Here is a 14406-nt window from a genome sequence, read left to right on the forward strand (position 1 = left end):
GGAGTACACCATGGAACAACCTACTGAACTACGGCGTGAACTCAAGACACGTCAACTTACGATGATTGCAATGGGCTGTGCGATCGGAACTGGTCTCTTCCTCGGAAGTGGGCTCGCGATCGGGCTTGCCGGACCGAGCGTTTTGATCAGTTACGCAGTCGGTGCCTTCATCGTCTTACTTTTAATGGGCTGTCTGGCTGAAATGACGGTCGCCCATCCGACATCTGGCTCGTTCGGTACGATTGCCGAACGATACATTAGTCCATATGCGGGTTTTCTCGTCCGCTATTCGTACTGGATCGCAAACGTTCTTGCAATTGGCGTTGAAGTCAGTGCGATTTCGATCTATATGAAATACTGGTTCCCGGACGTTCCCGGGGTCGTCTGGATTCTCGTATTCGCTGCCGCGTTGATTTACATCAATGCCACGACAGTCAATACATTCGCAACCTTCGAATACTGGTTCTCCGTCATTAAAATCAGTGCCATCTTGCTATTCATTTTGCTCGGTGCCTACTTGGTCATCGGTAGCCCAAGTCCTGAGATTGGTCCGCAAAACTTCACGAACGACGGTGGTTTCATGCCGTTCGGCTTCTCGGGTCTCTGGATCGCAATCTTCATCTCTCTGTTCAGCTTCCTCGGAACGGAATTGATTGCCGTAACTGCTGGTGAAGCGAAGGACCCGGACGTCGCCGTACCGAAAGCATTAAAAGCGACAGTCTTCCGTCTCTCGACGTTTTATGTCATCACGATTGCTTTGATGTTGATGATCGTCCCTTGGCAACAAGCGGGCGGCGTCGATCAAAGTCCGTTCGTCAAAGTAATGGAGATGCTATCGATTCCGTATGCAGGCGGCATCATGAACTTCATCATCCTGACGGCGGCGCTGTCTGCGATGAACAGTCAGCTGTATGCTTCGACACGGATGATGTATTCCTTATCGAAGGCAACGTATGCGCCAAAAGTATTTGGTCGTTTGAATCGAAAAGGTGTTCCACTCTTCGCACTCGCCGTATCAACGCTCGGGATTTTTCTCGCGGGGATCATCAGCAGTCAATCGAGCGTTTCTTATCCATTCATGATGGGAATTTCGATGTTCGGGGCGATTTTCACGTGGTTCATGATTTTCATCTCCCATCTGTACTTCCGTAAAGCATGGGAACGTGAAGGTGGACGGACGTTACCGGTCCGGATGATGGGCTATCCGTATCTGACTGCCCTCGGTGCATTGTTGTTATCCGCACTCGTACTAACGACATGGTTCACAGATTTCCAAATCGTCTTGAAGTTTGGTGTACCGTGGTTAGTGTTCTTATCGATCGCCTATTTCTTCTGGAAACGGGCGCATCCGGAACAACCACAGACCGCTGAAAAACGAAAACTGAATTAATTCGATAAAGGGGATGAACGGGAATGACAAAGACAGATCCTACGTCTATTGAAGCATCGATTCAAACGGATTTTAAGAAAGATATGTCCTACGGGGATTATTTGCAACTAGATCCATTGCTTTCGAGTCAACATCGCTTATCGGGGCATCATGATGAGATGCTTTTCATCATCATTCATCAGACGAGCGAACTCTGGATGAAGCTGATCCTGCATGAGATGCGTGCAGCGACGCAAGCCGTCGCAAACGATGATCTCGAATCATCGTTTAAGATGCTCGCACGCATCTCAAAGATTCAGCACCAGCTAATTCAGTCGTGGAATGTTTTGTCGACCTTGACCCCTGCCGAATATCTTGAATTCCGTGACGCGCTTGGTCACTCATCCGGTTTTCAGTCGTATCAAAACCGCCAAATCGAATTCGCGCTCGGCTTCAAGAATGAGCAGATGCTAAAAGTTTATGCGCATGACGAAACACTCTATCCAATGTTGCTGGAAGATTTGAAGACACCAAGCATCTACGATGAAACGATCCGGGCGATGGCGCGCCATGGGCTACCCATCGACGAATCCGTCCTTGAGCATGATGTCACGCAGGACTGGACGCCGAATGAAAGTGTCGAAGCAGCTTGGGCGACCGTCTATCGTGATGTCGATCAGTACTGGGATTTGTATGAACTCGGTGAAAAACTACTCGATATCGGGAGCCAGCAACAGATGTGGCGCTTTAACCATATGAGTACCGTCGAACGGATCATCGGACAAAAGCCAGGAACAGGCGGTTCGTCTGGTGTCAGTTATCTACGACGTGTGCTTGACCATAGATTTTTCCCGGAACTGTGGTCGGTCCGCACGACATTATGAGGAGGATGCAGCGATGACACGATGGATTGATGTTTCACAACCACTTGATCGCCACGTCACGACGTGGCCGGGCGATACACCATTTGAAGCGACACTGACATGGAATAAGGCAGACACCGGTTCCGTCAATGTCGGTAAAGTAACGATGAGTCTGCATACCGGCACTCACGTCGACGCGCCGTTTCATTTTGACGATGCCGGACAAAAAATCATCGACCTTGATCCAGATGTCTATATCGGACATGCGCGCGTCATTTACTTACCAGGTCGTAAGGAAATCACAGCCGCTGATTTAGATGGCTTTGAGCTAAATGACGTCCAGCGCTTGATCATCAAAACGGATGGTTGGATCGACAAATCAACTTTCCCAGAAACGATTCCCGTCTTGACGCCAAGTCTTGCTGAACGTCTTGGGGAACTCGGGATTTCGCTGATTGGTCTCGACTTACCAAGCGTCGATGCAATCGATAGTAAGGAAATGGCAGCCCATCACGCACTGGCGCAGCATGGAGTCCATATTCTCGAAGGACTCGTCCTTGATGCGATCACGCCTGGTGATTACCACCTCAACGCCGTCCCGCTCCCGCTCGTCGATGGCGACGGTAGTCCCGTTCGTGCCTTACTTCGTCCATACTAAAAAATCCGTCCAGCAGACTCTCTGCTGGACGGATTTTTACTTATGTAGCGGTTCGAAAAAACTCGCTTCGATTTGCCGAACGACATGTCCAAGGACTGCAAGTGACGAATCGACCTCGAATCCTTGATCCAGTGAATGATTCACTCCTTCGATGACATCAATCTTTAGTTGTGATGTCCGACACGTTTCAAGTGCCGCTTCATCATAAAACTTATCGGCTGTTCCGATGACGAGGAGTCCATCTTGCGTCGATGTGGCAATTTGTTCGACCACTTCATTCAGGACGGGTGTTAAAAAGACGAAGCGTGCTGTCTGTAGACTCGACTTTGTAAGTAACGCGGCAAGCGGAATCGTTCCTAACGACTTTGCGATGAACTGAACGTTTTCGTACGGATGCGTCGCAAGCACTTCTGAGACGACAGCGTCGACTCGACGGGTCATACAGGCATTCGATTCTGCGTCCGTCATCGAAAAGAGCTCTTCCGTCACATAGTGAATACAGATGACATCGATGTCTCGAGCGAGTAGTGCCATCCGGCTGTAGTAGAAGTAAGGATGATCGTACAAGTAAGATGCTCCCGAAATCAAGAAGCAGATCTGTTTGGATCCCATTTGAAAATGATCATACGAAATGGTCGTCTGATCGACGACGATGGATGATTGTTCGATATGCATGAAATCCCTCCGCACTTTTTCTAGACTTTACCATTTCAGAGGTGGACTGTCATGTCTTTTCAGTTCTTCCACGCTAAATAAAAAAGGCAATGAACCCTACTTGATTCATCGCCTTCCATATTTTTTATCCAATTGGAGCAAACACAGACTGTTCGACTTGTTTTAATTCATAGAACGCTCCTTGTCGCGCCATCAATTCGGCATACGTTCCGACTTCGATGACGTGACCTTGATCCATGACGATGATTTGATCCATCGCTTCAAGACCCGCTAATCGGTGGCTGACAAGGACAAGTGTCGCATCCGTTGCCCGTTCGAAGAGCCGTGTAAGAATCATCTGTTCCGTTAAAGCATCAACAGAAGACGTTGGTTCGTCAAGCAAGTAAAGCGACGCTTCGCGCAAGAGCACACGGGCAATCGCTAAGCGTTGTTTTTCTCCTCCAGACAAGTTCTCGCCTTTTTCAAATACACGGTCGTTCAATTCAAATGTTGTTAATCCGACATCATCGAGTGCTTGACGCATTGCCTCGTCCGTCGCTGCTTCGTTCGCAAGCAATAGATTGTCATGAAGCGTTCCATAAAAGTAATGATTTTGTTGCAAGACAACATTTGCGTGTTGCCAAAGTCCTTCCGGATCAACCGTCTGACTGTCTTGACCAGCAATCGTTAATCCGTCTGTCGGATACATCCGTAACATCAATTGAAGTAACGTGGATTTCCCGGAACCACTCGCCCCGACGATCGCCGTCTTCTTGCCGGCAGGAATCGAGACGGTGACGTCACGTAAAACCGGACGCGGTGCATCAGGGAAAGTGAACGTCAACGCGTTCGTTTCAAAGGATGGTGCCTGATTGAGAACGAACGTGTCGTAAGTTGCCTCTTCTTGTTCGGTCACGACTTCATCGAGTCGTTTCGCAGCATGCCGGCTATCTTCGAAAAAGCCTGGTAAAATTGCCATCGGTGCCGCATTCTCAAAGACCGTCAGCGATGTCATGACGAGTAAAGCGAGGAATACCCCTTCGAGTTGTCCACTCGCGACGAGATAGGCACCGACACCCAGAACGAGCCAAGAGATGATCAGCGTCACCATCGTATTCAAGGCAAGGTTCGAAACGGCATGTAACCCATTCCGTTTTTCTTCTTCGACATACCGTTTTGCGACGGCATTCAAGTCCTGTTCTTTTTGATCAAGTTGCTGGTAAATCTTTAAGTCGCGATAGCCTTGGAACAACTCCGTCACCTCTGTCGACAGATCACCGCGTCGGACACGGACCGAACGTGCGAAACGTTGTTCGCGGTACGCGAACCAACCTGGAATCAAGAAACCGGTCAGAATCAGACCAAGCAATAGAATCCCTGCAATCGTCCACGAGAAGAAACTGACGAAAAAGATCGTACAGAAGAAGACGAGCAACAAGACGATCGGTGGATAAAGGACACGTAAAAACGTATTTTGCAGACTCTCGACGTCCCCAACGATTCGGGCAAGTAAATCCCCACTTCGGTACTTCCCGAAAATACCGGGTGCAAGCGGCTCGAGTCTCCGGTAGAACGACGTCCGGATATCACTGAGGATCGTAAACGTCGCTCGGTGCGAATAATAACGTTCCGCATACCGACTGACAGCACGCGTCAGACTCGAGATTTTTTGCAGGGCAATCAGGACGGCGAGTGTCTGGATTGGTGGCAACAAGGCTGCCTTTGAAATCAGGTAACCACTTGCTGCGAATAACCCAACTGCTGTCACCCCGGCGAGGACACCGAAGAAGATCGACCAGGCGATATCGCGTTTTTGATTCACCATCAACCGAAAGACTCCTAGTAATTCCTTCATCGTGTTTCCTCCCCTCTCTGGACGCTCCGCATCCGGGCATATTCCGAATCACGTCCAAGCAGTTCATCATGGGTGCCGCGATCGACGATTCGTCCGCCGTCGAGGAAGACGATTTGATCTGAGCGCTCGATTGTATGCAGGCGGTGCGCGACAGTGATGACCGTCGCTGCTTGTCCAAGCTGTTCGATCGCTTGTTGGAGCAGTCGCTCTGTTTTGACGTCGAGTCCGGTCGTCGGTTCATCAAAGACGATGACGTTCGGTCGCTTCAAGAATGCGCGTGCCAACGCAACGCGCTGTTTCTCGCCACCCGATAGACCACGTCCGCCTTCTCCGATGACCGTATTAATTCCTTCAGGTAACGTCGCAATCAACTCCTCGAGCCCTGCCGCCTGCGCCGCTTCGAAAATCTCTTCCGGTGTCGCTTGACGGAGTTCACCGATCGCGATATTTTCTGCCAGCGTTCCGGCATACAGATACGGATGTTGCGAGATGTAGCTCAACTGACGGAACCAACTTGCTTCCGCCACCTGACTGCGCTCAATCCCGTCGAGCAGAATCCGTCCTTCTTTTGGATCCGCGAGTCCAGCAATCAACTGTAAGACAGTCGACTTACCGGCACCACTGCGACCGATCAACGCCACTTTTTGATATGGTTCAATCGCGAGTGTCACGTCTTGTAAGGCAAAACGTCCTTCTTGATACGTAAAATCAACTTCATCCAAGACGATTCGTGATGGACGGTTCATCGAAAGTTCTGATTGACCGAAGGCAACGGGACGATCGTCTGCCGTCAGTTCGGCTGCGATCTGTTTCGCTGCCGCGACACTACCGCGTCCGGTATGGAAGGCAGCCCCCATCTCTTTTAAGGCAAGATAGTACTCTGGTGCTAACACGAGCATCAGGAACGCTGGAATGAAGGTGATGCTTTGGAACAGAATCAAGCGCAGACTGACCTCAAGTGCGATCATTCCCATGCTGAGCATCGAGATGAACTCAAGCATCAGCGACGACAAGAAAGCGAGCTTCAAGACCGTTAACGTCGCATCCCGGAAATCAAGACTGCTTTTTTCGATGACGTCACGTTGTCGTTTCGCGCGACCAAATAACTTCAAGGTCGTCAATCCCTGCAACGTATCAAGAAACATTCCTGAGAACGCCGTCATCTTCTCGAGTTGAGCATCGGCCCGCTTTTGCGTCATGATGCCGATGATGATGTAAAACAACGGAATGAACGGTGCCGTGATCATCATGACGAGACCGGTGATCCAGTCATAGCTGAATGCCGCGATCAAGACCATCAAGGGAACGATTGTCGTCTGGACGACTTTCGGCAAGTATTGACTGTAATAGCTGTCCATCTCGTCTACGGCATCGAGCAAGACACTGACCTTCTGTCCCGCTTGCCCTTGTAGCATCATCTCGACCGAGCGACCTGTGTATTTCGCAACGAGCGCTTCCCGGAGTGCCTGCTTCATGTGTGCCGATAACGTCGTACCGAGACGACCGTTCCAATACGTCACGGCGACCCGGAGCAACAGCATACCGAGAACGGTGAGTAGTAACGGAATGACGGCTTCAAACGGTTGTTCTTTTAAGAAAATGCGATCGACCGTCAACACGATGCCATATGACTGACCGACGACCGCAACCCCCATTAAGAAAGCCGCAATTATGAATTGAATGAGAATACTACGTGGAATCTGGACGATTCCTTTTAATGGATTCATATACAAACGTCCTTTCACAAAGTGTGAACGACTTTTAGTGAATATTTTCACATATCGTATATTTAGTATACCGAATCCGGAACAGGGATGCCATGCAGATGCTGTCGAAAAGGTGTGACGGTTTTGTGAGAGCATATCATTCGACAATTTTTCATCATCGAACCATTATGGATATATATTATCCACGTTTAACGAAAGGAGTCTTTCTATGCAAATGAAAACAGGAGTCGAGCAATCCGTTTATGCAATGTTGCTCTTAACCTTCCTGCCAGAGCGCGCCGTTTTGTCCGGTGAGTTCATTAGTCAACAACTTGGTGCTTCACCGACCTATTTCCAAAAGCTCTTACGAAAACTCGTTCAGGCGGATCTGTTGTATTCCGTACCAGGTGTCAAAGGGGGCTTTCGCTTACGACGTTCCGCAGAAGAAATTCAAATCTTCGATGTCTATCAAGCCATTGAGGGCAAACAGACGTTGTACGCGTCAAGCGGTGTCTTTGAAGATTTGATGGGGATTCAGGAACAGGAGATCGGTCTGCTCTCGAATCTGATGACAGAGGCAGAAGATGCGTGGCAATCGACACTGAAACGTGAATCCATCAGCTCGATTCGTCAAGCCATAGATGCCTCCTGTCCACCAGAACATTTAGAACGGCTTCATATGTTAATCAAAGATCGGATGATGGCACTTTAATGAACAGAAAGAGGTTATTACTATGGTATTGAATCGCTATTTTGACTTATTCGACGCGTCACGCACGGATGCACAAGCTTTCGAGGATCTCGTATCCTTGTTTACGTCAGACATCACGTTCGTTTTAAACGGACAACCACAACACGGCATTGAAGCCTGGAAACAATTTGTCCGTTACGTATTTACAGTGAATCAGGATATTAAGCACATGTATACAGGATGGGAAGAGACAACACCTGGAACATATGAAACACGATGGGCAGTTTGCGGGAAACGGGCAGACGGTAGTGTCTTCACACAAGACGGAAAAGATATCGCACGTCTCGACGAAAACGGACGGATTGCGTATCTTGAAAATGTTCCGGATGATCCAACGATGTTCCGTTCATAAGGTAAGTTCATATCAGCAAAAAACTGTGTCCCGCTTTTAAGCAGAACACAGTTTTTTTGATTTCTAACGTTTGATCACGAGTCGCTTCAGCAAGTAGCCTGTGATGACGATTAATGACGCAATTGCAATATAGACCATGTAGAGCAATAAATCTGGTGCAAATCGTGACACGATATACGTCAATACAACGACAGCCGTATAGAGCAATAAAAACAAACTAATCTGTTTCAACTTCGACACTCCTCTTTGAATTTCTCATCTTTATCTACGGAAATAGCTGGAAGATGTTTCAGAAAGAGTATCGTTGATCCGCCTCACAGATTTTTCGCTTTGAATGTGTCTCCACCTTCAATCGTTCCGTTATCAAAACCTTTTTGGAACCAACGCTCTCGTTGCGCCGATGTGCCGTGGGTAAAGCTTTCCGGCACGACATATCCTTGACCTTTTTCTTGTAACGTATCATCCCCGACAGCATTCGCTGCCGTCAACGCTTCTTCGAGATCGCCTTCTTCGAGCAAGTTTTCGCCTTGCGCGTGATGCGCCCAGACGCCGGCATAATAATCTGCCTGTAGTTCGAATCGAACGAGGTATTTATTGAACTTCTCCTCACTCATTTGCTTTCGAAGTGGCATGATCTCATCCGATTTTCCAAGTAACGTCTGCACATGATGTCCTACTTCATGCGCAATGACATATGCCATCGCAAAATCGCCCGGTGCCCCGTATTTCGTTTGTAGTTCATCATAAAAACTTAAATCGATGTATAATTTCTGATCACCGGGACAGTAAAAGGGACCGACGGACTTCCCTGCTTGTCCGCAAGCCGAACTGACTTGATCCGTATATAAGACGAGCTTCGGTTTTTTATATGTCTTACCATCTTCTTTGAATTCTTTCGTCCAGACCCGTTCCGTATCGGCTAAAACAACGGAAACGAAGTCCGCTGCTTCTTTTTCCTGTGCCGTTTCTTCATACGTCGTATTTTGCTGATCCCCACCGGTTAAGTCTCCGAGTAGTTCAGTTGGATTCCCACCCATCAAAGTGATGACGATCAGCAGGATGATCCCGACACCACCGCCGATACCGGCGATTCCTTTTCCACCCATTCCTCGCCGGTCCTCGACGTTTGAACTTCGTTCTCTTCCCTTCCATTTCATGCGTTTTCCTCCTACCCGTTTCGTTATTGTTCTTTACCCAAAAGCTTTTATACTTAACGCTTCAGCACATCATAGATGAAACAGAAGTCATTTGATTTGAAGGATTTTCTAGGAATATCCTTCTACTGTAGAGAAGATTAGTAGCAGAACCAATCTTTCGGATCCAATTTTTTCTACGCAAAGGAGGTACGACATGAAGCCTCATCTACTTTTTTTATCTTGGCGTGATGCTCGACATCCACAAGCTGGAGAAGCTGAAACTTTTATTCATGAAATGTTGCGGCGTGTCAGTACTACCTATCGAGTCACCCATTTGTCCGTCTCATTTAAGGGCGGATTACCGACGGAGTATCGAGATGGTATCACTTACCTCCGTTATGGTACGACAGCTTCTCTTATTCCATATGCACTTTATTATTACTGGTCATATGCTAAAACGATTGATTTAGTTCTGGATCATTTGAATGGGTTTCATTTTTTCACACCACTTTATGTTCCACGTCATAAACGAACTTTATTTCTTTATCAATTGATTCGTGAACGTTGGTCGACGACGCTTGTGTTTCCTTTTTCAAAGCTTGGCGAATGGACAGAGACTCGACGGTTAAGCTGGTATAAAGATAGTCATGCCTTGACTATCAGCCCCTCTGTTGTAGATGAACTGCAAAATGCTGGTTTTACTAACAGTCATATCACGATGTTACCGCCAGGACTTTCTTTTTCTCCGTGGTCTGAACAAGAGTGGGAGCTAAAAGAACTCCTTCCAACCTTTCTATATATCAACCGTCTGAACGAAAAAGAACTTCAAGATGCGATTGGGGCATTCCTCATGGTCCAACGTGAGTTTCCTAAGACACGCCTCTGGCTGATTGGTATCCGTAACAGCTCTCATCTTTTGCAATACCTTACACTTCCCCTTCCTAAAGAAGTGAAGGAGGCTATCACATATTACGATTCAGTCACTGAAACAGAAACGCGCCGCATGATGAGTCGTGCCACCGCTCTCCTTTTCCCTTCCATACGTGAAGGCGTAGGTTTTTCTATTATTGAAGCGGCGGCGGTCGGAACACCATCCATCGTATATGATGCTCCTGGTGTCCGAGACGCCGTTCAGTACGGCATGACAGGCTACATGGCTAAAAACAAAACACCTGGTGCACTCGCTGCCGAAATGCGAGCTTGTTTTCGAGATTTAGAGGAGTACGAAGCCATTCGCATCTCCGCTCATCATTTTGCACGGGCAATGGATTGGCAACAGACTGATCTCAAATTTCAAGAATGGCTGAGACAAGTACTTCTTGATACAAAATAAAGGGAAACTTCAAACGGTCTAACTTCTCCCAACAAGTAGAGAGAAGCCAGACTGTTTAAGTCAATCTTCATACTTTTTATTCTGTTCAAGGTTTTGGAGGATTTGTTCTGGATCAACGCGTTTCGTATAATCGGACGGTACTTCTGCGAAACTAATCACACCATTCGTATCAATGATAAACGTCGCCGGTTTCGGTAACTGCCAATCCTCATTTCCGTTGTGCTTCGCTACATCAAGTCCCGATGCTTTGCAAATCTCAATCAAATAATCTGGCAAATCGAACACTAAATCAAATTGACGGGATACATATAAATCAACGTCACTTAAGACAGGGAAACTTAACTCATTCTTGTTCGCCGTTTGCTCAGCAAAATCAGGTGTCTCCGGACTGATTGCAACAACGGTTGCACCAAGTGAGCGAATCCGTTCGATCTCCCGTTCGTACGCGCGAAGCTCGAGATTGCAGTACGGACACCAGCCACCCCGGTAGAACGTTAAGATAACAGGACCTTGCTCGAGTAATGTCTCGATTGCGACTGGCTCTCCAGATACATCGGGTAATGTAAAGTGTGGCCTAGACCTTGTGCGACTCCAGAAGCAGCCAGTTCAGCTGTTGCTTCCGCCATCAACCGTTGTTTCTCAGCAGGTGCCTTTTGTCGGAATTTCGATTGATACTGTTTGATTTCTTCGAGTAGTCGTGTCATATGTTCTCCCCCTTCATTGCTGTATGGAATAGCAAGGAGATTACTCGTTTGTCTCTTCTGAAGACTCCTCCGCCTTCTTTCGGAATCGTTTGACGAATCCCATTAGTTGTTCCGGCGTTAGTTCGAGTTTATTCTCATAGACATATTTCGTTCCATATCCAAGTGCAAGAGTAGCAGTCGAAGCGATGCCCGCGGCAATGACGGCACCATACCCTGGAACCAGCTTCGCTATTTGCCGAAAAGCAGTCTTTCCGGAGTTTCCGACGATCGTCACGACAAGCAACTCCTTGGCACTCTCCTTGGATAACTGACGTTCATACAGATTTGATAACTTGAGCATCAAGCCGATTTGAATCGAGGTCAACGGAATGATATCAGCTCCCGGGAACGGGACGGCACCAATCGCACCAGCGGCTGTTCCGGCACCAACAATCCAGTTGTTGGCGATCTTCCCGCGAACGGTCGGATCCATCTGGCGAACGAACACATTATCCTTGTCGAACTTTTTTAAGATATCGAGGACCTCCCGGCGGAGCCGATCGATGTTCGTTCCTTCTCGTGCTGATACGGGAATGATTTTTGGTCCTGGTAGTTTTTCTGCAATATGCTGGACAATCGTGTCGACATCATCCGTCGCATCCATCTTCGTGACGACGATCAAGACATTTTGGTTATGTTGATAAATCTTACGGAAATTCTTCGTCTCCGTTTCGGATAAAACAGTACCTGCCGCATTTAAAAAGTAAAGGATGACATCGGCACTTTGGTAGTACGTCCACGTCGCTTCCGAGTTCTGTGTATTGGCATCATTTAATCCCGGTGTATCGACGAAGATGACTTTGTCTTCCGGATGCTGCCTGACTTGATCGATGCGGACCGTTTCACCCGGGCGCGCTCCGACCGTTGCGACTTCACGACCAAGAATCGCGTTCAAGGTCGAGGATTTTCCTGCATTGACGTCTCCGATCAGAGCAACTGTCACGTCCTGCTCCAACGATTGATTAAAATCCCGTCGCTCCGATTCAAATGACTGATCAAAGATTTCCTCTAGTTTGCGTTTCCGCTTTTGTTGATTGGTCTCAAGTCCTTCACCAAAAAAATCATCCATCGTGATCCCTCCCCCTTCTTTTGCTGCCTGTCTTTTCCCGTTATTTCTTGATTTCAATACAAAACAGGCAAGTGAACCGCTTGTCCACTTGCCTGTTTTTAAAGATATGTGCTGCGTCGCTCGAGCAATACCGTATCGCGCCATCTGCCTCCGAGCCGACCAATCCGTTCGCGGCGACCGACTGCCCGAAAATTAAATCGTTCATGAAGGCGTAGACTCGCTTGATTTTCCGGAAAGACTTGCGATTGTAAGGTCCAGATTCCGGCTGCCTCACTTGCTTGAATGACGTCTTCCATCAAGCGTGTGCCGACACCTTTGCCGCGCGCGTCTTCCGCGATATAGAGGCTGATTTCAGCGACACCGGCGTATGCCGGAATCGAAGAGAATGGACTTAACGCAACCCAGCCGAGCAGTTGCTCGTCTTCGATCGCAACGAGGCGGCTGTGTTCGTGGTGATGCTTCGTCCATTCTTCGTACGGTAATGCTTCCGTGCGAAACGTCGCGTTCTCCGTCTTTATCCCTTGTTCGTAGATCCGGACGACTTCTTCGTAATCGTCCGCTGTCATTTGGCGTACTTCCATCTCATCAGACTCCTTTGTTGCTCACATGCTGATTCTAGTTCGACAGCATGTCAGGAGTCTCCTGTTTAATCGACGGTTCATCAAGTTTTATACTTCTAATCGTACTGCCATTTCCCGACCGAATCGATCCCCGTGGTCGATGAAGCCAAGACTCGCATACAGACGATGTGCCGCCTGATTATCCGGTCGATAACCGACGACGATTCGTTTTGCTGCGGGTAACATTCGCATCTCTTCAATCAGGGCTTGCATCGCTAATCGCCCGATACCGTTCCCTTGCTGCGCCTGATCAATCATGATGCGGTATATCCAGTAACCGTCGAGTTCTTCTAGTTCCGTGTTGTACATCACAAAACCAACAACCGTATCGTCCATCATAATCGCCCGAAGGACAAGGCTTGGTTCGAACTTCGCTTGCGCGATTGAATAGACATTCGCTTCCATGAAGTCCTGCTGTTCTGCTGTCAGCGTCAGCTCACAACAAGCTTCCCAATTTTCTGCTGTTACCGGTACAAGTTGAATCATGTTCATTTCCCCTTTTAATTAGACGGGAGTTGCCTCCAGCGTCTGTTGATCACATCGTTGCACGGTGATCGCCCCCTTTCCTTCTCTTTCCTATCGACTGATTTGATTCATTGTTGAAGGACTGCTGCTTTTTCAAGCACTGCAGGTAGTTCGGCTAAAGAGGTAATCGTAAACGTGGGCTTGATATCCTTTGCCGGCTTTCCTTCTGGATTAAACCAACACGTTGCGATACCGGCTTCGTTCCCACCTGCAATATCAGCCGATAAGGAATCACCGACGATGATTGTTCGAGTCGGATCGAATTGCGGAATCCGTGCAAACACATGATTGAAGAACCCTGCCATCGGCTTTTGAAAACCTGTCTCCTCTGAAACGAAAATCGCTTTAAAGAAGTGCGTTAATCCAGCGCCATCAAGTCGCGCGCGTTGCGTCTTTGAAATCCCATTCGTGACGACGTACATCTCGACGTTCCCTTCTAGTTGCTCTAACAGGGCAGTCGCACCCGGAATCAATTCCGTCCCTTGCGCGAGGTATCCGCGATACGTTTCGTCAACTTCTCGTCCGTTGACTTCTCGTCCTTCTTCCGCAAAGAACGTCACGAATCGCGAGTGAATGACTTCCTCCCGTGTCACTTCACCCCGTTCGAGTGCTCTCCAGAGCACGTAATTGATTTCCTTGTAGCGCGCTTCTCGCTCAGTCGTCCACGTTAGATCTTGTTGCTCAAGCAGACGTCGAAAGGCAATCCGTTCCGTCGCTTCAAAATCAAGTAGTGTATGGTCAATATCGAATAATACTGTTTTATAAAACATCC

General features: G+C 48.1%; 17 protein-coding genes. 6 read left to right on the forward strand and 11 right to left on the reverse strand.

What is annotated here, in order from left to right; translation table 11 throughout:
- Positions 1-10: 10 nt before the first annotated feature.
- From KNQ15_RS08900 to kynB, 3 genes are read left to right on the forward strand one after another with little or no spacing between them, the layout of a single operon-like run.
- A complete protein-coding gene (locus tag KNQ15_RS08900) occupies positions 11-1390 on the forward strand; it encodes an amino acid permease (protein WP_251137644.1) in 1380 nt (459 codons plus the stop codon).
- A gap of 23 nt (positions 1391-1413) precedes the next feature.
- Positions 1414-2253: a tryptophan 2,3-dioxygenase gene (gene kynA / locus KNQ15_RS08905; RefSeq protein ID WP_214728891.1), complete on the forward strand. Its 840-nt coding sequence runs from the start codon at positions 1414-1416 to the stop codon at positions 2251-2253.
- A 13-nt stretch (positions 2254-2266) separates the two neighbouring features.
- Positions 2267-2890: an arylformamidase gene (gene kynB, locus KNQ15_RS08910; RefSeq protein WP_214728893.1), complete on the forward strand. Its 624-nt coding sequence runs from the start codon at positions 2267-2269 to the stop codon at positions 2888-2890.
- A 36-nt stretch (positions 2891-2926) separates the two neighbouring features.
- Here kynB and KNQ15_RS08915 read toward each other — a convergent pair whose 3' ends face one another.
- The 3 genes from KNQ15_RS08915 to cydD all read right to left on the reverse strand — a co-directional run bounded on the left by KNQ15_RS08915 (position 2927) and on the right by cydD (position 7126).
- Positions 2927-3565, reverse strand: a complete 639-nt coding sequence (locus tag KNQ15_RS08915; RefSeq protein ID WP_214728895.1) for a cyclase — start codon at positions 3563-3565, stop codon at positions 2927-2929.
- A gap of 124 nt (positions 3566-3689) precedes the next feature.
- A complete protein-coding gene (gene cydC / locus KNQ15_RS08920) occupies positions 3690-5399 on the reverse strand; it encodes a thiol reductant ABC exporter subunit CydC (RefSeq protein ID WP_214728897.1) in 1710 nt (569 codons plus the stop codon).
- The gene (cydD, locus tag KNQ15_RS08925) at positions 5396-7126 is read right to left on the reverse strand and encodes a thiol reductant ABC exporter subunit CydD (RefSeq protein WP_214728899.1); all 1731 of its coding nucleotides are present in this window, start codon (positions 7124-7126) and stop codon (positions 5396-5398) included. Before cydD ends, cydC begins: the two co-directional genes overlap by 4 nt.
- Before the next feature lie 208 nt (positions 7127-7334).
- Between cydD and KNQ15_RS08930 the strand changes: the two genes are divergently transcribed.
- Both KNQ15_RS08930 and KNQ15_RS08935 read left to right on the forward strand, forming a co-directional pair.
- Positions 7335-7817 (forward strand): RrF2 family transcriptional regulator, encoded by a 483-nt coding sequence (locus KNQ15_RS08930; protein WP_214728901.1) that lies wholly within the window; start codon positions 7335-7337, stop codon positions 7815-7817.
- Positions 7818-7833: 16 nt separating this feature from the next.
- On the forward strand, positions 7834-8208 hold the full coding sequence (locus tag KNQ15_RS08935; RefSeq protein ID WP_214728946.1) for a nuclear transport factor 2 family protein: 375 nt from the start codon (positions 7834-7836) through the stop codon (positions 8206-8208).
- A gap of 63 nt (positions 8209-8271) precedes the next feature.
- Here the strand turns inward: KNQ15_RS08935 and KNQ15_RS08940 are convergent, their stop codons facing one another.
- Both KNQ15_RS08940 and ypfJ read right to left on the reverse strand, forming a co-directional pair.
- On the reverse strand, positions 8272-8439 hold the full coding sequence (locus KNQ15_RS08940) for a hypothetical protein (protein WP_214728903.1): 168 nt from the start codon (positions 8437-8439) through the stop codon (positions 8272-8274).
- 83 nt (positions 8440-8522) lie between these two features.
- Positions 8523-9365, reverse strand: a complete 843-nt coding sequence (ypfJ, locus tag KNQ15_RS08945; protein ID WP_035411561.1) for a KPN_02809 family neutral zinc metallopeptidase — start codon at positions 9363-9365, stop codon at positions 8523-8525.
- 193 nt (positions 9366-9558) lie between these two features.
- Here ypfJ and KNQ15_RS08950 point away from each other — a divergent pair, with 193 nt between their 5' ends.
- Positions 9559-10677 (forward strand): glycosyltransferase family 4 protein, encoded by a 1119-nt coding sequence (locus KNQ15_RS08950; RefSeq protein ID WP_214728905.1) that lies wholly within the window; start codon positions 9559-9561, stop codon positions 10675-10677.
- A gap of 60 nt (positions 10678-10737) precedes the next feature.
- Here the strand turns inward: KNQ15_RS08950 and KNQ15_RS08955 are convergent, their stop codons facing one another.
- The 6 genes from KNQ15_RS08955 to KNQ15_RS08975 form a co-directional block, all read right to left on the reverse strand.
- Positions 10738-11208, reverse strand: a complete 471-nt coding sequence (locus KNQ15_RS08955) for a peroxiredoxin-like family protein (protein WP_353048907.1) — start codon at positions 11206-11208, stop codon at positions 10738-10740.
- The gene (locus KNQ15_RS16785) at positions 11172-11381 is read right to left on the reverse strand and encodes a hypothetical protein (RefSeq protein WP_251137646.1); all 210 of its coding nucleotides are present in this window, start codon (positions 11379-11381) and stop codon (positions 11172-11174) included. Before KNQ15_RS16785 ends, KNQ15_RS08955 begins: the two co-directional genes overlap by 37 nt.
- Positions 11382-11421: 40 nt before the next feature.
- On the reverse strand, positions 11422-12489 hold the full coding sequence (locus KNQ15_RS08960; RefSeq protein WP_214728907.1) for a YcjF family protein: 1068 nt from the start codon (positions 12487-12489) through the stop codon (positions 11422-11424).
- Between the two features lie 98 nt (positions 12490-12587).
- Entirely contained in the window at positions 12588-13070 is a 483-nt protein-coding gene (locus KNQ15_RS08965; protein WP_214728910.1) for a GNAT family N-acetyltransferase, read from the reverse strand.
- 87 nt (positions 13071-13157) lie between these two features.
- A complete protein-coding gene (locus KNQ15_RS08970; RefSeq protein WP_483299352.1) occupies positions 13158-13595 on the reverse strand; it encodes a GNAT family N-acetyltransferase in 438 nt (145 codons plus the stop codon).
- Positions 13596-13702: 107 nt separating this feature from the next.
- A complete protein-coding gene (locus KNQ15_RS08975; RefSeq protein ID WP_214728914.1) occupies positions 13703-14404 on the reverse strand; it encodes a YjjG family noncanonical pyrimidine nucleotidase in 702 nt (233 codons plus the stop codon).
- Between the last annotated feature and the right edge of the window lie 2 nt (positions 14405-14406).

Origin of the sequence: Exiguobacterium sp. s168, assembly GCF_018619035.1 — a bacterium.
Taxonomy (GTDB): Bacteria; Bacillota; Bacilli; order Exiguobacteriales; family Exiguobacteriaceae; genus Exiguobacterium_A; species Exiguobacterium_A acetylicum.

Bases quoted from the DNA above. Each gene is read 5' to 3' on its own strand.
- KNQ15_RS08900 (WP_251137644.1), top strand. From the start codon at position 11: ATGGAACAACCTACTGAACTACGGCGTGAACTCAAGACACGTCAACTT.
- kynA (WP_214728891.1), top strand. From the start codon at position 1,414: ATGACAAAGACAGATCCTACGTCTATTGAAGCATCGATTCAAACGGAT.
- kynB (WP_214728893.1), top strand. From the start codon at position 2,267: ATGACACGATGGATTGATGTTTCACAACCACTTGATCGCCACGTCACG.
- KNQ15_RS08915 (WP_214728895.1), bottom strand. From the start codon at position 3,565: ATGCATATCGAACAATCATCCATCGTCGTCGATCAGACGACCATTTCG.
- cydC (WP_214728897.1), bottom strand. From the start codon at position 5,399: ATGAAGGAATTACTAGGAGTCTTTCGGTTGATGGTGAATCAAAAACGC.
- cydD (WP_214728899.1), bottom strand. From the start codon at position 7,126: ATGAATCCATTAAAAGGAATCGTCCAGATTCCACGTAGTATTCTCATT.
- KNQ15_RS08930 (WP_214728901.1), top strand. From the start codon at position 7,335: ATGCAAATGAAAACAGGAGTCGAGCAATCCGTTTATGCAATGTTGCTC.
- ypfJ (WP_035411561.1), bottom strand. From the start codon at position 9,365: ATGAAATGGAAGGGAAGAGAACGAAGTTCAAACGTCGAGGACCGGCGA.
- KNQ15_RS08950 (WP_214728905.1), top strand. From the start codon at position 9,559: ATGAAGCCTCATCTACTTTTTTTATCTTGGCGTGATGCTCGACATCCA.
- KNQ15_RS16785 (WP_251137646.1), bottom strand. From the start codon at position 11,381: ATGACACGACTACTCGAAGAAATCAAACAGTATCAATCGAAATTCCGA.
- KNQ15_RS08960 (WP_214728907.1), bottom strand. From the start codon at position 12,489: ATGGATGATTTTTTTGGTGAAGGACTTGAGACCAATCAACAAAAGCGG.
- KNQ15_RS08965 (WP_214728910.1), bottom strand. From the start codon at position 13,070: ATGGAAGTACGCCAAATGACAGCGGACGATTACGAAGAAGTCGTCCGG.
- KNQ15_RS08970 (WP_483299352.1), bottom strand. From the start codon at position 13,595: ATGATTCAACTTGTACCGGTAACAGCAGAAAATTGGGAAGCTTGTTGT.
- KNQ15_RS08975 (WP_214728914.1), bottom strand. From the start codon at position 14,404: ATGTTTTATAAAACAGTATTATTCGATATTGACCATACACTACTTGAT.